15 protein-coding genes are annotated in these 14205 nt (G+C 62.0%); 9 read left to right on the top strand and 6 right to left on the bottom strand.

The window, feature by feature from the left end; all coding sequences use genetic code 11:
• Window positions 1-181: 181 nt before the first annotated feature.
• Together BWR18_RS11420 and BWR18_RS11425 are read right to left on the bottom strand one after the other, a co-directional pair.
• Window positions 182-940, bottom strand: a complete 759-nt coding sequence (locus BWR18_RS11420; protein ID WP_216637299.1) for an ATP-grasp domain-containing protein — start codon at window positions 938-940, stop codon at window positions 182-184.
• A gap of 365 nt (window positions 941-1305) precedes the next feature.
• On the bottom strand, window positions 1306-1545 hold the full coding sequence (locus BWR18_RS11425) for an accessory factor UbiK family protein (RefSeq protein ID WP_076628345.1): 240 nt from the start codon (window positions 1543-1545) through the stop codon (window positions 1306-1308).
• A 96-nt stretch (window positions 1546-1641) separates the two neighbouring features.
• Here BWR18_RS11425 and lgt point away from each other — a divergent pair, with 96 nt between their 5' ends.
• The 4 genes from lgt (at window position 1642) to BWR18_RS11445 (ending at window position 5689) form a co-directional block, all read left to right on the top strand.
• Window positions 1642-2538 (top strand): prolipoprotein diacylglyceryl transferase, encoded by an 897-nt coding sequence (lgt, locus tag BWR18_RS11430; RefSeq protein WP_076628346.1) that lies wholly within the window; start codon window positions 1642-1644, stop codon window positions 2536-2538.
• Window positions 2535-3596 carry a class I SAM-dependent methyltransferase gene (locus tag BWR18_RS11435; protein WP_076628348.1) on the top strand — a complete coding sequence of 354 codons (1062 nt, stop codon included), beginning with the start codon at window positions 2535-2537 and terminating at the stop codon, window positions 3594-3596. The genes lgt and BWR18_RS11435 overlap by 4 nt, the downstream gene beginning before the upstream one ends.
• Complete coding sequence (gene pgeF / locus BWR18_RS11440) at window positions 3593-4348, top strand: peptidoglycan editing factor PgeF (protein ID WP_076628350.1); 756 nt, start codon at window positions 3593-3595, stop codon at window positions 4346-4348. Before BWR18_RS11435 ends, pgeF begins: the two co-directional genes overlap by 4 nt.
• 594 nt (window positions 4349-4942) lie before the next feature.
• Window positions 4943-5689 carry a Hint domain-containing protein gene (locus BWR18_RS11445; protein WP_254684846.1) on the top strand — a complete coding sequence of 249 codons (747 nt, stop codon included), beginning with the start codon at window positions 4943-4945 and terminating at the stop codon, window positions 5687-5689.
• On the opposite strand, the gene BWR18_RS11450 is transcribed toward BWR18_RS11445, so the two are convergent.
• Window positions 5686-6186, bottom strand: coding sequence for an Lrp/AsnC family transcriptional regulator (locus tag BWR18_RS11450; protein ID WP_076628352.1), 501 nt, complete (start codon window positions 6184-6186; stop codon window positions 5686-5688). The genes BWR18_RS11445 and BWR18_RS11450 overlap by 4 nt on opposite strands.
• A 189-nt stretch (window positions 6187-6375) precedes the next feature.
• Here BWR18_RS11450 and trxB point away from each other — a divergent pair, with 189 nt between their 5' ends.
• The 3 genes from trxB (at window position 6376) to BWR18_RS11465 (ending at window position 11408) form a co-directional block, all read left to right on the top strand.
• On the top strand, window positions 6376-7371 hold the full coding sequence (gene trxB, locus BWR18_RS11455) for a thioredoxin-disulfide reductase (protein WP_076628354.1): 996 nt from the start codon (window positions 6376-6378) through the stop codon (window positions 7369-7371).
• 132 nt (window positions 7372-7503) lie between these two features.
• A complete protein-coding gene (locus BWR18_RS11460) occupies window positions 7504-9201 on the top strand; it encodes an adenylate/guanylate cyclase domain-containing protein (RefSeq protein WP_076628356.1) in 1698 nt (565 codons plus the stop codon).
• Between the two features lie 131 nt (window positions 9202-9332).
• Window positions 9333-11408 carry a bifunctional sulfate adenylyltransferase/adenylylsulfate kinase gene (locus BWR18_RS11465; RefSeq protein ID WP_076628358.1) on the top strand — a complete coding sequence of 692 codons (2076 nt, stop codon included), beginning with the start codon at window positions 9333-9335 and terminating at the stop codon, window positions 11406-11408.
• Window positions 11409-11636: 228 nt separating this feature from the next.
• Here the strand turns inward: BWR18_RS11465 and BWR18_RS11470 are convergent, their stop codons facing one another.
• Window positions 11637-12509 carry a PhzF family phenazine biosynthesis protein gene (locus BWR18_RS11470; protein ID WP_172839377.1) on the bottom strand — a complete coding sequence of 291 codons (873 nt, stop codon included), beginning with the start codon at window positions 12507-12509 and terminating at the stop codon, window positions 11637-11639.
• Window positions 12510-12754: 245 nt separating this feature from the next.
• Here BWR18_RS11470 and BWR18_RS11475 point away from each other — a divergent pair, with 245 nt between their 5' ends.
• Complete coding sequence (locus BWR18_RS11475; RefSeq protein ID WP_076628359.1) at window positions 12755-13084, top strand: hypothetical protein; 330 nt, start codon at window positions 12755-12757, stop codon at window positions 13082-13084.
• Window positions 13081-13278, top strand: a complete 198-nt coding sequence (locus BWR18_RS21655; protein WP_157598722.1) for a hypothetical protein — start codon at window positions 13081-13083, stop codon at window positions 13276-13278. Before BWR18_RS11475 ends, BWR18_RS21655 begins: the two co-directional genes overlap by 4 nt.
• A 173-nt stretch (window positions 13279-13451) precedes the next feature.
• Here the strand turns inward: BWR18_RS21655 and BWR18_RS11480 are convergent, their stop codons facing one another.
• Both BWR18_RS11480 and BWR18_RS11485 read right to left on the bottom strand, forming a co-directional pair.
• Complete coding sequence (locus tag BWR18_RS11480; RefSeq protein WP_076628361.1) at window positions 13452-13676, bottom strand: DUF1150 family protein; 225 nt, start codon at window positions 13674-13676, stop codon at window positions 13452-13454.
• A gap of 3 nt (window positions 13677-13679) precedes the next feature.
• A complete protein-coding gene (locus BWR18_RS11485; RefSeq protein ID WP_076628363.1) occupies window positions 13680-14090 on the bottom strand; it encodes an Hsp20 family protein in 411 nt (136 codons plus the stop codon).
• Between the last annotated feature and the right edge of the window lie 115 nt (window positions 14091-14205).

Here is a 14205-nt window from a genome sequence, read left to right on the forward strand (position 1 = left end):
TGACCGGACCGGCGGGCTGGTGTTTCGGTTACTATGCCGAGCCGAAGTTCTGTGGGATGTGTCTGGCTGCCATAAGGTGAGGCCGAATGCACGGCCCGACACCAGCCCACGGGCTTGTCTTGGAGCGGCTGAAGGTCGGCTCTGCGGGACGAAGCTGTCGTTCGCTGCGCTCGCACGGATGTCAGCTTTTGGCGCGGCCATCCGAAAATTCGTCGATTGACGACACCAGTTTCAACAGGTCGGCCGCATAGAAACCAGCAGCATTGATGCAATTCGTTTCGAGCATCTTAAGCCCCCCGTCTGTGCGACAAATGTCGATAACGTAAGCGGGAGCATAGTCCGGGTTTGCCGCCACGAGTTCCTTAGCAAATATTAAGGCATCCTCATCAATCTCATGTCGATACACGACACGTGACCCCTCCTTGTAGAGTGAAAAAGTAACGATCTCATCTCTGACAGCCCACAGTCGCCATTCTTTGAAAATGCGAACGGGCTTAGTGAACATCAATTCTGTATCGTGGCGAAGTGATCCGTTAGGTATCTCGTGCTCTTCCAGAGCGAGCACTCTATTAGCCAAGCCAATGATTTCACCTGTAGTTTTCACCTGCCCCGGCTCTTCTTTGCTGTCTTCTACCGGGCGTAAGAACCAGCTCTTGCCGTCATCAGGAAGTTGTTCCGGAACATCTCGCAGCGTTAAGAAAAGAGCGTCCGCGCCATTGAGAAGAAACGGGTGCCACGGTTTTTCATGGACAAACGGCCTGATCTTGAAGACGCCAGGCTTAAGGTCGTTAGCCTTTGCGTATCGCCATAGGGTGTATGAGCCGAACATGACTACAGCGTTCGGATCGTTGATAGACGGAGGTGGCGTCAGTTCTCCAATGAATGGAACGACTTTGTGCCACGTGTACGGGATTTCCAGCCGATCAAGTGCATCGGCCATTTTCCGAGTGTCTTCAAAATCCTGAAGTATCCATTGCATGTATTCGTGCTTAAATCTGACAGCCAAGTTCAGAGCATAGTGAACATTGTTCCGTCCAATGCTCAACAGCAGACATGTGCACGACGCGCAGCATCCGATATTCTGGGCTCCAAGCTGCCGTTTATCGCCCCGTCCGGACTCAAGCCGAACGCGCGTCGCCAGTGTCGCTCGGACCAATGGCGCTCCAATGGCAATCATCGCCAAACCGGCCTGCGGGCTGGCGATGTCCGACTGACCGTTTGACTGACCGTTTGAGCGGGTATCGTCCGCAAACAAAAAAAGCCCGGCGCGAGCCGGGCTGTCGTCACTTTGCAGCGCGATGCCGCCTACTTCCCCTCAAGCGCCTCGATCCGTGCCTTGAGCGCTTCGTTCTCTTCGCGGGCCTTTTGGGCCATGGCGCGCACCGCGTCGAACTCTTCGCGCGTGACGAAATCGCGGTCCGCCAGCCAGCGGTCCATCATGGATTTCATCGCCGTCTCGGCCTCGTCCCGCGCGCCCTGGGCCACGCCCATTGCGTTGGTCATCAATTGCGAGATGTCGTCAAAAATCTTGCCGCGTGCTTGCATGATGTCGTGATCCTTTCAAAGCTGACCTCTATATGGGCACCAAACAGAAGCGGGGCAAGGTTGACCTGCCCCCGAAGCAGAGGCATTCAGACGCAGATGACAGGCGCCCTTCCCTTTCCCGACATCTCGCCCGAGATCTTTTCGATCACCGTGTTCGGCTTCGAACTGGCGCTACGCTGGTATGCGCTGGCCTATATCGTGGGCATCGTCATCGGATGGCGCATGGTCGTCATGGCGCTGAAGGCGCCGCGGCTCTGGCCCGCCAAGACACCGCCCATGACCCCCGGCCAGACCGAGGATATGCTGACCTGGATCATTCTGGGCGTCCTGCTGGGCGGGCGGATCGGCTATGTGCTGTTCTACCAGCCGGGCGCCTATCTGGATAATCCGCTGTCGATCATCGCGATCTGGGAGGGGGGGATGTCGTTTCACGGCGGGATGCTGGGCGTGATCCTGGCCTTCTGGCTTTACAGCCGCCGCCACAAGCTGCCCTTGCTCAGCACCGCAGACGCCGTCGCCCTGGGTGTGCCGCCGGGCCTGCTGCTGGGCCGGATCGCCAATTTCATCAATGCGGAGCTGTGGGGGCGCCCGACAGAGGCGCCGTGGGGCGTCGTCTTTCCTGGACAGGCGGCACAGTTCTGTCCGCAGGTCGTGGGCGCCTGCGCGCGCCACCCCTCGCAGTTATACGAGGCGTTTCTGGAAGGGTTCGTGCTGCTGGTTGTGCTGCTGTGGCTGGCCTGGCGGCGTGACGGGTTCAAGCGGCCCGGTTTCCTGACAGGCGTGTTCCTGTTTGGCTACGGCGCCAGCCGGTTTGCGGTCGAGTTCGTGCGGCAACCCGATGCGCAGTTCATCTCGGACGGCAATCCGCTGGGGTTGGCCTGGCATATCGGGGGCTACGGGCTGACCATGGGGCAGCTTTTGTCATTGCCGATGCTTCTGTTGGGCCTATGGCTCATATCCCGTGCGCGCCGACACGTCACCGTCGCGGCATGAGCCTGCGCGACCACCTGATCGCCCGGATCACGTCGCAGGGCCCTATCACTGTCGCCGATTTCATGGGCCTTGCGCTGCTGCACCCCAGCTACGGATATTACATCACCCGCGACCCGCTTGGTGCGGGCGGAGATTTCACCACCGCGCCCGAGGTCAGCCAGATGTTCGGTGAACTGGTGGGGCTGTCGCTGGCGCAAAGCTGGCTGGATCAGGGCGCGCCTGCCCCGTTTACGCTGGCAGAGCTGGGACCGGGGCGCGGCACGCTGATGGCCGACATCCTGCGCGCGACCGCGCGCGTGCCCGGATTTCATGCCGCCGCCCGGATCACACTTGTCGAAGCCTCTGCGACCTTGCGGGACGCACAGCGCAAAACCTTGCACGCCTATGACATCACTTACGTCGACGGTGCCGACGCCTTGCCCGAAGCCCCGCTTTGGCTGGTGGCAAACGAGTTCTTTGACGCTCTGCCCGTCCGGCAGTTCCAGCGCGATGGCACCGTCTGGCGCGAACGCAGCGTCGGGGTGCAGGATGGCGCGCTGTCCTTCGGCCTGTCGCCCAGCGCGCCGCAGGCGCTGCTGGATCACCGGCTGGACGATACCGAGGACGGGCAGGTGGTCGAGCATTGCGCTACCGCCGCCCCGGTGGTTGCAGCCATCGCGGCACGGATCCAGACCCATGGCGGGGCCGCGCTGATCATCGACTATGGCGATTGGCGATCGCTGGGCGACACGCTGCAGGCGCTGCAGAACCACGCGCCAGTCGATCCGCTGGCCGATCCGGGGCAGGCCGACCTGACGACGCATGTGGATTTCGAAGCACTGTGCACAGCCGCCGCGCCCGCGGCCCACAGCCGGGTCACGCCGCAGGGCGTCTTTCTGGAACGGCTGGGGATCACCGCGCGCGCCCAAGCGCTTGCCACGAAACTGGACGGTGCCGCATTGCAGGCCCACATCGCAGCACATCGGCGGTTGACGCACCCCGAGGAAATGGGAAACCTGTTCAAAGTGCTGGGGCTTTTCCCCGACCATGCCGCCCCACCGCCCGGACTGGAAAGATGACACTGGAAATCCTGACCGCCGACAGCCTTGCCCCGATCCGGCACGGTTTTTTCACCCGCAAGGGGGGCGCATCGTCAGGCATTTTTGCCGGGCTCAACTGCGGCACAGGCAGCACGGACCAGACCGAGATTGTGGCCATCAACCGCGCCCGTGCCGCCGATGCCATGGGCGTGCAGGCCGACATGCTTGCCGGCGTGCATCAGGTGCATTCGGGCGAGGCCGTCACCGTGACATCACCGCCGGATCCAAAGCCCAAGGCCGATGGCATGGCCACCGCGACACCGGGTGTCGCCCTGTCCATCCTGACCGCCGATTGCCAGCCGGTGCTGTTTGCCGATGCAGAGGCGGGTGTCATCGGCGCCGCCCATGCCGGTTGGAAAGGCGCGCAGGCCGGTGTTCTGGAGGCCACGGTCGATGCGATGATCGGCCTTGGTGCCGAGCGCGCGCGCATTCACGCCGTGATCGGCCCGACGATCAGCCAACGCGCCTATGAGGTCGGACCGGAGTTTTTCGAGATCTTTCTGGACGAGGACCCCGAGAACACCCGCTTTTTCGCGGGGGGCGATGGGGACCGCATGCATTTTGATCTTCCGGGCTATGGGCTGATGCGGCTGCGCACGGCTGGCATCGCCTCTGCCGAGTGGACGCGGCATTGCACCTATTTTGATCCTGACCGGTTCTATTCCTATCGCCGGTCCGTGCATCACAAAGACCCCGATTACGGACGACTGATGTCGGCCATCGTTCTTTGATTCAGGCGCAATTGGGGCGTCACGTGCCCTCGCTTGGCCCCATTGTTTCTGGTTGGACATTGGATGGTGCGTGGTGAGCCTTGGAAACAAGGGCTGTTGCCTGCGCCACATTCTCTTCTGAAGGATCATACATTTTGTCGAAAATTCTTTGCTACGGTCCAAAACCTGCCCGAAAGATTCAGCATTCTGCGTCTTAACGGGTCATCAGACCCACTTCGTTGAGCACAGGACAGACCATGACACATGCACGCTTTATCAAATCCGTGACTGATGCCGCGCAAAAGGATGTGCCGCAGATGCCCTGGGCACGTGGTACGCGCCGCGCCCTCATGATTACGCGCCGCACTGCAGCTGCGGAGACACGCAAGAGCGCCTAGGCCGAATCGAAATATGGCAAACTGGCCCGTATGTTTTTGAACAATAGGGCCTGCGGCGCACCATTGGTGCGCCATTTGTGGTTTATGTCCTCGATACTTTGACAATTTGCGGTAATTTTGGGAATTATTGTCCATTAACTTGACACATGGACATGTTCCGTCTGTCTTCGTCGGTGGGGGCCGATGCAGATGTGACCAGTATGACGAGGTTACATTCATGACGTCCCACGCCGCATTGCGCGTGCCGCGCGCGCCCTACGACCAACTATCGACACCAATGGCCCGGCCAAATACACCTGCTCTCCGCACATATGAAGTTGCTGCCCTGCGCGCCGATGGCACGCGCAGCATCGCGACATTCAAGGCCCCGGCCCTGCCCCTGTTCGAGGGGGCCTTTTCCGCATTTGCCCGCGGCGTTGTATTGTCGGGCCCTGAAAATGGTATCGCGGTCGAGGACCTGCAGCCCGGCGACTGGCTGAATACATCCGCCGGTGCGCCTGCGCAGGTCATGTGGATCGGATCGTCCAATTTCGTCCCGTCGGATGCGGGCCGTCGGATGCCCCTGATCCGCGTGATGGCCGACAGCTTCGGCCTGAACCGGCCCGAATCGTTTATCACCGTCGGCCCCGGCGCGCGGCTTTTGCAAACGCCACCGCGTCTGCACGGTGCAACGGCGGGTGCGCCCGTTCTGACCGCTGCGTCAGAATTTGTGGACGGCGTGAATGTGATCGAGGTGGTGCCGCCGACCCCCATCCGTCTGTTCCACATCTGCCTAAGCCGACATGCCGCTGTAGACGTCGGCGGGATCGAGGCCGAGACCTTCCACCCGGGCCTGCATGCTATTCGTCAAGTGACCCACGCACAGCGCGACCTGTTCCTGTCAATGTTCCCTCACATCGCGCATGTCACGGATTTCGGCCCGCTCGCGCATCCCCGCGCACCCGAGCCGGACACAGTCGCCTAGGCCGACTTGGCCAGCCGCTCTTCCAACACATCGAACGGCACGCCGGGGGCATCCTTGGCCTGTCGGATCACCAGCGATGTCTTGACCGACGCGACATTGGGCGTTGTCAGCAATTCGCCAGTCAAAAAGCTCTGAAAGCTCGACAGGTCGGGCGCCACACATTTGAGAATGAAGTCCACCTCGCCATTCAACATGTGGCACTCGCGCACCAGCGGCCAGGCCCGGCACTTGTCCTCGAACGCGCTCAGGTCCGCTTCTGCCTGGCTGGCAAGGCCCACGTTGGCGAACACCTGCACCTCAAACCCTAACTCGTGGCTGTCAACGTCGGCGTGATAGCCGCGGATGTACCCGCTTTCCTCCAGCGTCCGCACACGGCGCAGGCACGGCGGGGCAGAGATGCCGACACGCTTGGCCAACTCCACATTGGTCATGCGCCCGTCTGACTGGAGTTCTGCCAGAATCTTCCGATCAATCGGATCTAGTCGCGTGCTTGCCATCTGTGCCCCCTGATTTTGCAGTTGTTATAGCAGCCTCGCCACAGTGCGCAATAAAGTTTCACAAGCGCGCAACTTTCTGAAATCATACCCATGCACACGCTGCAACCCGGCTGCCCAAATCACCGCTTCAAACCGACCGCGCTCCCGTCTATATCGGTTGGGCTTTCATACACCAGACGGGGGTCGAAAATGGCTGAGACGAAGCGCACCAAAGTTCTGATCATCGGCTCCGGTCCTGCCGGCTACACGGCAGGCGTCTATGCCAGCCGCGCGATGCTGAACCCGGTCCTTGTGCAGGGGATCGAACCCGGCGGCCAGCTGACCACCACGACCGAGGTTGAAAACTGGCCCGGCGATACCGAGGTTCAGGGCCCCGACCTGATGATCCGGATGCAGGAACACGCCAAGGCGATGGGCACCGAGATCATTGGCGACATTATCACGTCCGTCGATTGGTCGAAACGCCCCTTCGTCGCCCAATCCGACAGCGGCACTGAATACGTGGCCGACGCCGTCATCCTCGCCACCGGCGCCCGCGCCAAATGGCTCGGCATGGCGTCCGAAGAGAAATTCAAGGGTTTCGGCGTCTCTGCCTGCGCCACCTGCGACGGCTTCTTCTATCGCGGGCAGGAGATCGTGGTGATCGGCGGCGGCAACACGGCAGTGGAGGAAGCACTGTTTCTGACCAACTTCGCCTCCAAGGTGACACTGATCCACCGCCGGGACGAGTTGCGCGCGGAAAAGATCCTGCAGGACCGGCTGTTCAAGAACCCCAAGATCGAAACGCTCTGGTTCCACCAGCTTGAAGAAGTCTATGGCACCGACGCCCCTCTTGGCGTTGAAGGGGTCAAGGTCAAGCACGTCAAAACGGGCGAAATCACTGACATCCCGGCCAAGGGCGTGTTCGTCGCCATCGGCCACGCGCCTGCCAACGAATTGGTCAAGGACACGCTCGAAACCCATATGGGCGGCTATGTCGTGACCAAACCCGACAGCACCGAAACGTCCATTCCGGGCGTTTTTGCAGCCGGTGACATCACCGACTACCAATATCGCCAGGCGATCACATCGGCGGGCATGGGGTGTCAGGCAGCGCTTGAGGCCGAACGGTTCCTCGCCGAAAACGAGCTCGACACAGGCAAGGACGTCACCGAACCGCTTGGCTACGGTGCAGTGGCGGAATAACCCGACATCTTCTTCTGACCAAAAATACCACGGGGGAGTCGCGCCAGCGACGGGGGCTGCCCCCCCTCCCCCGCTTGACCGGATGCGCACAGCCCGCCACCCTGCGCGGAACAACAGGGGCACAGAACGGACATGGCGCACGCAATCTGGCGCGGCAGTTGGGCAACGCGGATCAGGATCGCCAGCGGCGTGATCCTTATGATCTACCTCGCGCTGCACATCCTGAACCTCGCGGCGGTCCTGATCTCGCCCGCAGCCTATGACGCTGTGCAGGACGCCCGGCTCTGGGTGATCCGGTCAGACGTGGGCACGGCGATCATCGGGGCCGCGATGGCCGCCCATGTCATCCTGTCACTGGGCAAGGTCGTGGTGGCGCGCACCTTCCGTATGCCGCTTGCGCAATGGGTGCAGGTGCTTTTGGGCCTCGCCATCCCGATCCTGCTGATCGACCACCTGATCTATATCCGCGGCGCGCACGAGATGTTGGGCGTGAACACGATGTTCGGCTATGTAACCCGGCTGATCTGGGGCACGGGCGACGGCTGGGGGCAGGCGGCACTTCTAATCATCGCGTGGGTCCATGGTTGCATCGGGCTGCATATGTGGTTGCGCCTGACCGACTGGTGGCAGCGCGCTGTGCCGTGGCTGATCGGCGTGGCCGTGGTCCTGCCGGTGCTTGCGCTTTTGGGGTTCGTGACCTTTGCCCGCGCCATCGACGGGCTTTTGTCCAATCCGCGGGGTGAGGCCGTGGCCCACGCCGCCTGGAACTGGCCGGATGCCGCAGGGTTCGCGCAGCTTGCCGCTGCGTCGGACAATGCGACCGTGGCAGTCTGGGCGGTCCTGAGCGCAGCGGTCGCCGCGTTTCTCGTGCGCCGTATCATCGCGGCCATCGCGCGGCCCATCCGCATCCACTATGTCGATGGCCCCAGCGTGCGCGCGCCGCGCGGTCAGACGATCTTGGAAACGTCGCAAAGCAGCGGGATACCCCACACCGCCCTCTGCGGCGGTCGGGGGCGCTGCACCACCTGCCGGGTAATCATCGAAGAGGGTCTTGAGGATTTACCGCCCCCGTCCGACGCCGAAGCCCGCAGCCTCGCCGCCGTGGGTGCCCCGCCCAATGCCCGCCTCGCCTGTCAGGTCCGGCCAAGGACCAGCGTGCGCGTGTTCCGTGTCTTTGACCGCGACGGCAAACGCAGCCGCGCCCATGCCAGCCAGGGGAAAGAGGCGCAATTGGCCGTGCTGTTTCTGGATATGCGCGGCTTTACGGCCCGCACAGACGGGCAGTTGCCCTATGACGTGGTCCACCTGCTCAACCGCTTCTTTGACGAGATCGTGCCGCCGATCAACGCCGCCGGGGGCACGGTCGACAAGTATATGGGCGACGGGCTGATGGCGGTTTTCGAGACCGCGACAGCAAAAACCTCGGCCCGCGCCGCGCTGCAAGCGGTCGAAGGGATCGGTTCCGCGCTGGCTTCCTTCAACGCCCGGCTTGCCGCCGAAGGCAGCGCGCCGGTCGCCATCGGCATCGGCGTGCATCTGGGCAATGTTGTTCTGGGCGAGATTGGCGCGGCGGGCCAGGCGCCGCGCACTCTGATCGGCGACACCGTGAACATCGCGTCCCGATTGGAAAGCGAGACGAAGGCGCGGGGCGCGCAGGCGTTGATCTCGGTCGATACGCTGCGCGCCGCGGGCATCGCCGTGTCCGACGCGGCACTGGTGTCACTGTCCCTGCGCGGACGCGAAGCGCCGCTTGCGGCCCTGCCCCTCACGGATCTGTCGCGCTTGACAAGCGCGACATCGACCGCTGCGGAGGTCCCTGCCCCGGCCTGATCCCAGACGTGGCGCGTTTGCCCCATGCGCGGAAATCGGCCCTGCGACAAAGTTTGTTCTTTCATGAACACACTTTCAGTGACATATGTTCATACGTGAACGCAACGTGAGTCCCATGCAAGACTGCAAACATGTCCGCCGCACCCAAACCCAACCCCGAAGCCGAAGACCAGCTCTTCCGCCTTCTCCGCCAGCTCGACGAGGCGCAAGGCGCGTCCCAACGTGCCATGGCGCAGGGCATTGGCGTGTCGCTGGGCCGTCTGAACGCGCTGCTGCGCCAGGCGACGGCTGCGGGGTTCGTCCGTGTCCAGGACATGGACGGGCCGGACAAGCGGCAACGCTTTTCCTATGCGCTCACGGCACGGGGGGCCGGAGAAAAGAACCGGCTCACCGATCAGTTCCTCGCCCGTAAATTCGCGGAATATGATGCCCTTTTTGCCGAATTGACCGGCACCACGTCCGGGTTAAACCCCCTGAAACACAGGACCAAATTGATGGAAAACAATCTCGCTCCGATCCCCGAGCTTTACGTCTCCTATGACAGCGCTCAGAAGCTGAAGATGGAAGCGGCCGAACTGGTCAGCTGGGATCTGACCCCGCGCCAGATCTGCGACCTTGAGCTGTTGATGAATGGCGGCTTCAACCCGCTCAAAGGGTTCCTGTCGGAAGCTGACTACACCAGCGTCGTGGACACGATGCGCACAGCTGACGGCGCGCTGTGGCCGATGCCTATCACGTTGGATGTGAACGAGAAATTTGCGGACACGCTCGAAATCGGCCAGGACATCGCCCTGCGCGATCAGGAAGGCGTGATCCTCGCCACGATGACCGTCACCGACCGCTACACGCCGAACAAGGCGCATGAAGCCAAGATGGTCTTTGGCGCCGACGACAGCGCGCATCCGGCTGTGAATTACCTGCACAACACCGCAGGCGACATCTATCTGGGTGGCCCCGTGACCGGCATCCAGCAGCCCGTCCACTACGATTTCCGCGCCCGTCGTGACACGCCGAACGAGCTGCGCGCCTACTTTCGCAAGATGGGCTGGCGCAAGGTCGTGGCCTTCCAGACCCGCAACCCGCTGCACCGTGCGCACCAGGAACTGACCTTCCGCGCCGCGCGTGAAGCGCAGGCCAACCTGCTGATCCACCCCGTTGTTGGATTGACGAAGCCGGGCGACGTCGATCACTTCACCCGCGTGCGCTGCTACGAGGCGGTCTTGGACAAATACCCGCAGGCCACCACCTCGATGTCGCTGCTGAACCTGGCGATGCGTATGGCCGGCCCGCGCGAGGCGGTCTGGCATGGCCTGATCCGCAAGAACCACGGCTGTACGCACTTCATCGTCGGCCGCGACCACGCAGGCCCCGGCAAGAACTCTGCCGGTGAAGATTTCTATGGCCCCTATGATGCGCAGGACTTGTTCCGCGAGCATCAGGAAGAAATGGGCATCGAAATGGTGGACTTTAAGCACATGGTCTATGTGCAGGAGCGCGCCCAATACGAGCCCGCGGACGAGATCGAGGACAAGGACAACGTCACGATCCTCAACATCTCGGGCACCGAGTTGCGCCGCCGTCTGGCCGAAGGTCTTGAGATCCCCGAGTGGTTCTCGTTCCCTGAGGTCGTGACCGAACTGCGCCGCACCAAGCCGCCACGCTCGCAGCAAGGGTTCACCGTGTTCTTCACCGGTTTTTCCGGGTCGGGCAAGTCCACCATTGCCAACGCGTTGATGGTCAAACTGATGGAGATGGGTGGCCGTCCCGTGACGCTGCTCGATGGGGACATCGTGCGGAAGAACCTGTCGTCGGAACTGGGCTTTTCCAAAGAGCACCGCGACCTGAACATCCGCCGCATCGGCTATGTCGCGTCGGAGATCACCAAGAACGGCGGCATCGCGATCTGCGCGCCCATTGCGCCCTATGCGACGACCCGCCGGGCCGTGCGTGAGGACATCGAAGCATTCGGCGCCTTTGTCGAAGTGCACGTCGCCACGAGCATTGAGGAATGCGAACGCCGCGACCGCAAAGGCCTCTACAAGCTGGCGCGCGAAGGGAAAATCAAGGAGTTCACCGGCATCTCCGATCCCTATGATGTGCCCGAAAGCCCCGAGCTGAGCGTCGAGACCGAGAATGTGGATGTGGACAACTGCGCCCACCAGGTTCTGCTGAAGCTGGAAAGCATGGGACTGATCGCCGCGCAGTAAGCGCGTCTGACAACCCTGAAACAATCATAAGGCGCACCTTTTGGTGCGCCTTTTTGGATTTGTCCCCGCGGGGACAACGTGTTCGGTGGGTTCAGAAGACCGTCATCACTTTGTGATCCGTCAAGGAAATGAAGCACTTGAGCAGCGCGCGTTGCGGTTGCCGAATATTAACCATGCGCGCGGCACACTGCACCGCGATGGCGGGCGGCGCATCGAAACGCGCCTTTTTTACAGGTGCAATGTGCCGCTCATCAGGACATGGGCCTGCCCCTCGACCGCGACGCCGGTGATCGCGTTGCGCGGTCCCAGCACCTCGACCTGCGCCTGTCCCGGGCGGCCCATTCCGTGGCCTTGCTCGGCCATGAAGACCGCGCTGTCGATCAATCCCTCGGACCAGAGATAGGCGGCCATGGCGCCAGTGGCCGATCCCGTGAACGGATCCTCTGCCGGGCTGGGCGGGGCCATGAGCAGGCGGGTAAAGGTGTCGCCAGCCGCTGTCGCGCCCTCAAGACAGCACCAAAACGGCTCCATCACATCCGTGCCGTGTATGCCGAGCGCGTCGAGGTAAGGGCCGAAGGCATCCATGTCGAAGCGGACGCGTCCCAGCGTGGCGCGGTCCTTGAGCACCGTGATGGTGAAGGGCAAGCCCGTTGAGGTGACGCGCGGCGGGTGAATGATGTCATCGGCAGAGAGGCCACCGACCGCGGCGACCAATGCAAGATCGGGCCGCGCGCCAAAGGTTGGGGCGATTTGCGTCATGCGAACAGATGTGCCCGTCACCTCGACGGGCACAATGCCCGCGCCGGTTTCAAGGGTGAAAGGTCCGTCGCCGATCAGGCCGCGATGCCGGAGTGCGGCGACGGTCGCGACGGTCGGGTGACCGGCAAAGGGAATCTCTCGGCTTGCCAGAAAGTACCGGACGCGGATGTCGGCCACGTCAGACGGGCCGGTGAAGGTGCATTCGACCAGGGATGTCTCGCGGACGAAGGCCATGCAGGTGTCATCGTCCAGTGCGGCGCCCTGGTGCACGACCGCGCAACCGTTGCCGCCAAAGGCATGGTCGGTGAAGGCATCGACCCAGTCCACATCGTAGCGCATCATGTATTCCTTTTCCGAAAATCCGCGCTGACGCGCCACACGGAACAACACAGTGTTGGCGCGCGACGTCAAGGTGATGGTTGTTGTGCCGCATATGCCTTGCGATTGGATGGGTGCGCACGGCGCAAATGACCGTCCGTTGACCACCGGCTTGTCGCGGCGAAAACGGGCCCATCTGCTTTGAACGGCGGCCTGTCATCCCCATATTATGGGCACCACACCCTAACCAAAAAATGGAGCCTTGTCAGATGCGTATCGCGATCCCGTCACTTGTCTTTCTGATATTCACAGCCCCAGCTTTTGCAGAAGTAACGGCGATTGAGGACGTCCGGCGCAACCAACCCGTGACCGTGGCCGGTACGGTCGAGCGGTTCCATGATGAGGACGAGATTCGCCTGCGTGACGAGACCGGGTCGATCCGCGTCTATTTGGGTCCGCAGCCGCTGCAATTGGAACTGGGCCAGTCGATTCAGGTGTCCGGCTTCATGGACGGCAACCTGATCCGCAATGAGCTTTATGCCCGCGAGATCGTATTGGAGGATGGCACTGTCGTCACAATCGAGCGTGGCTACGAGTGACGCCATTCACAGACGGCCCGGCCCGCAAGCCGCGCCGCTACCGCAGCCGGACGCTGGCCCGTGCCACGATACGCATGAACCGCAAGGCGGATGGGGCGGGCTCCATCGCCTTGGGTGAGGTGTCGGATCGGCACCCAGCTGGGCCCGCTCTACCTGCTGGTGATGGTGGCCTGCATTGCTGTCAGTGGTTTTGATGGTCGCGCTTGCGTTGATCGCGCGCGATGGGCTGGCCGCGCTGGTTGCGGCTGTCGCTGTATGTGCTTTGTTGGGTGGCGTGATCGTTCTTTTGATCTGAGGCCAGACGGGTTTGGCCCGCCTGTGCCTTCTTAGAACATGCCGCCGCGGCGAGCGCAGCAGCCCGTTCAGATCAGTGCAGCGGCTGGGGCGCGTAGTCGTGTTGCCGGGCCAACGCAAAGGCCAGTTTGCGGTCGGCCACCAGTGCCAATTGCTGCCCTTCGGCGTCGTGGACGGCAAAGAGCTGATCCAACCCCTCGGCCTGCTCCTGCACCTCTTGCGGCAACGCCTCGACGTCGATGGCTTTGACATAGACCATCCGGCCCACATCGGCGTTCAAATCATAGGGTGTGTTCATGACTTATCCTTTCCGGATGTTGATCGTCTGGACGATGGTTTCGGGCTTGGCCTGTGTCAGATCGACATGCAGGAGACCGTTTTCCATCACCGCCTCTCCGACCTCAACTCCGTCAGCAAGCACAAAGCTCCGTTGAAATTGCCGGGCGGCGATGCCGCGGTGCAGGAACACGCGTTCATGCGTGTCTTCGCCCTGGCGGCCACGGATGACCAGTTGGCGGTCTTCCACTGTGATCGACAGGTTTTCTTCGGCGAACCCGGCCACGGCCAGAGTGATCCGGTAGGAATGGTCCGAGGTCTGCTCGATATTGAACGGCGGATAGCCTTCGGCGCTTTTGGCCGTGCGTTCCAGCAGCCGTTCCAGTTGCTCGAACCCCAGCATATGGGGGTATGAGGCAAGGGTCATTTTCGTCATGCGACACGTCCTTTTGGTCAAGCGACAGTCAGTACCCGCCCCTGATGCGGCAGCGGATGTACCAAATATGGGCAGAAACCTTAATCGGAACAAGGTCTAGGCGTATCGGAGGGTT

It is taken from the genome of Tateyamaria omphalii (genome assembly GCF_001969365.1).
In the GTDB taxonomy this organism is placed as follows: Bacteria; Pseudomonadota; Alphaproteobacteria; order Rhodobacterales; family Rhodobacteraceae; genus Tateyamaria; species Tateyamaria omphalii_A.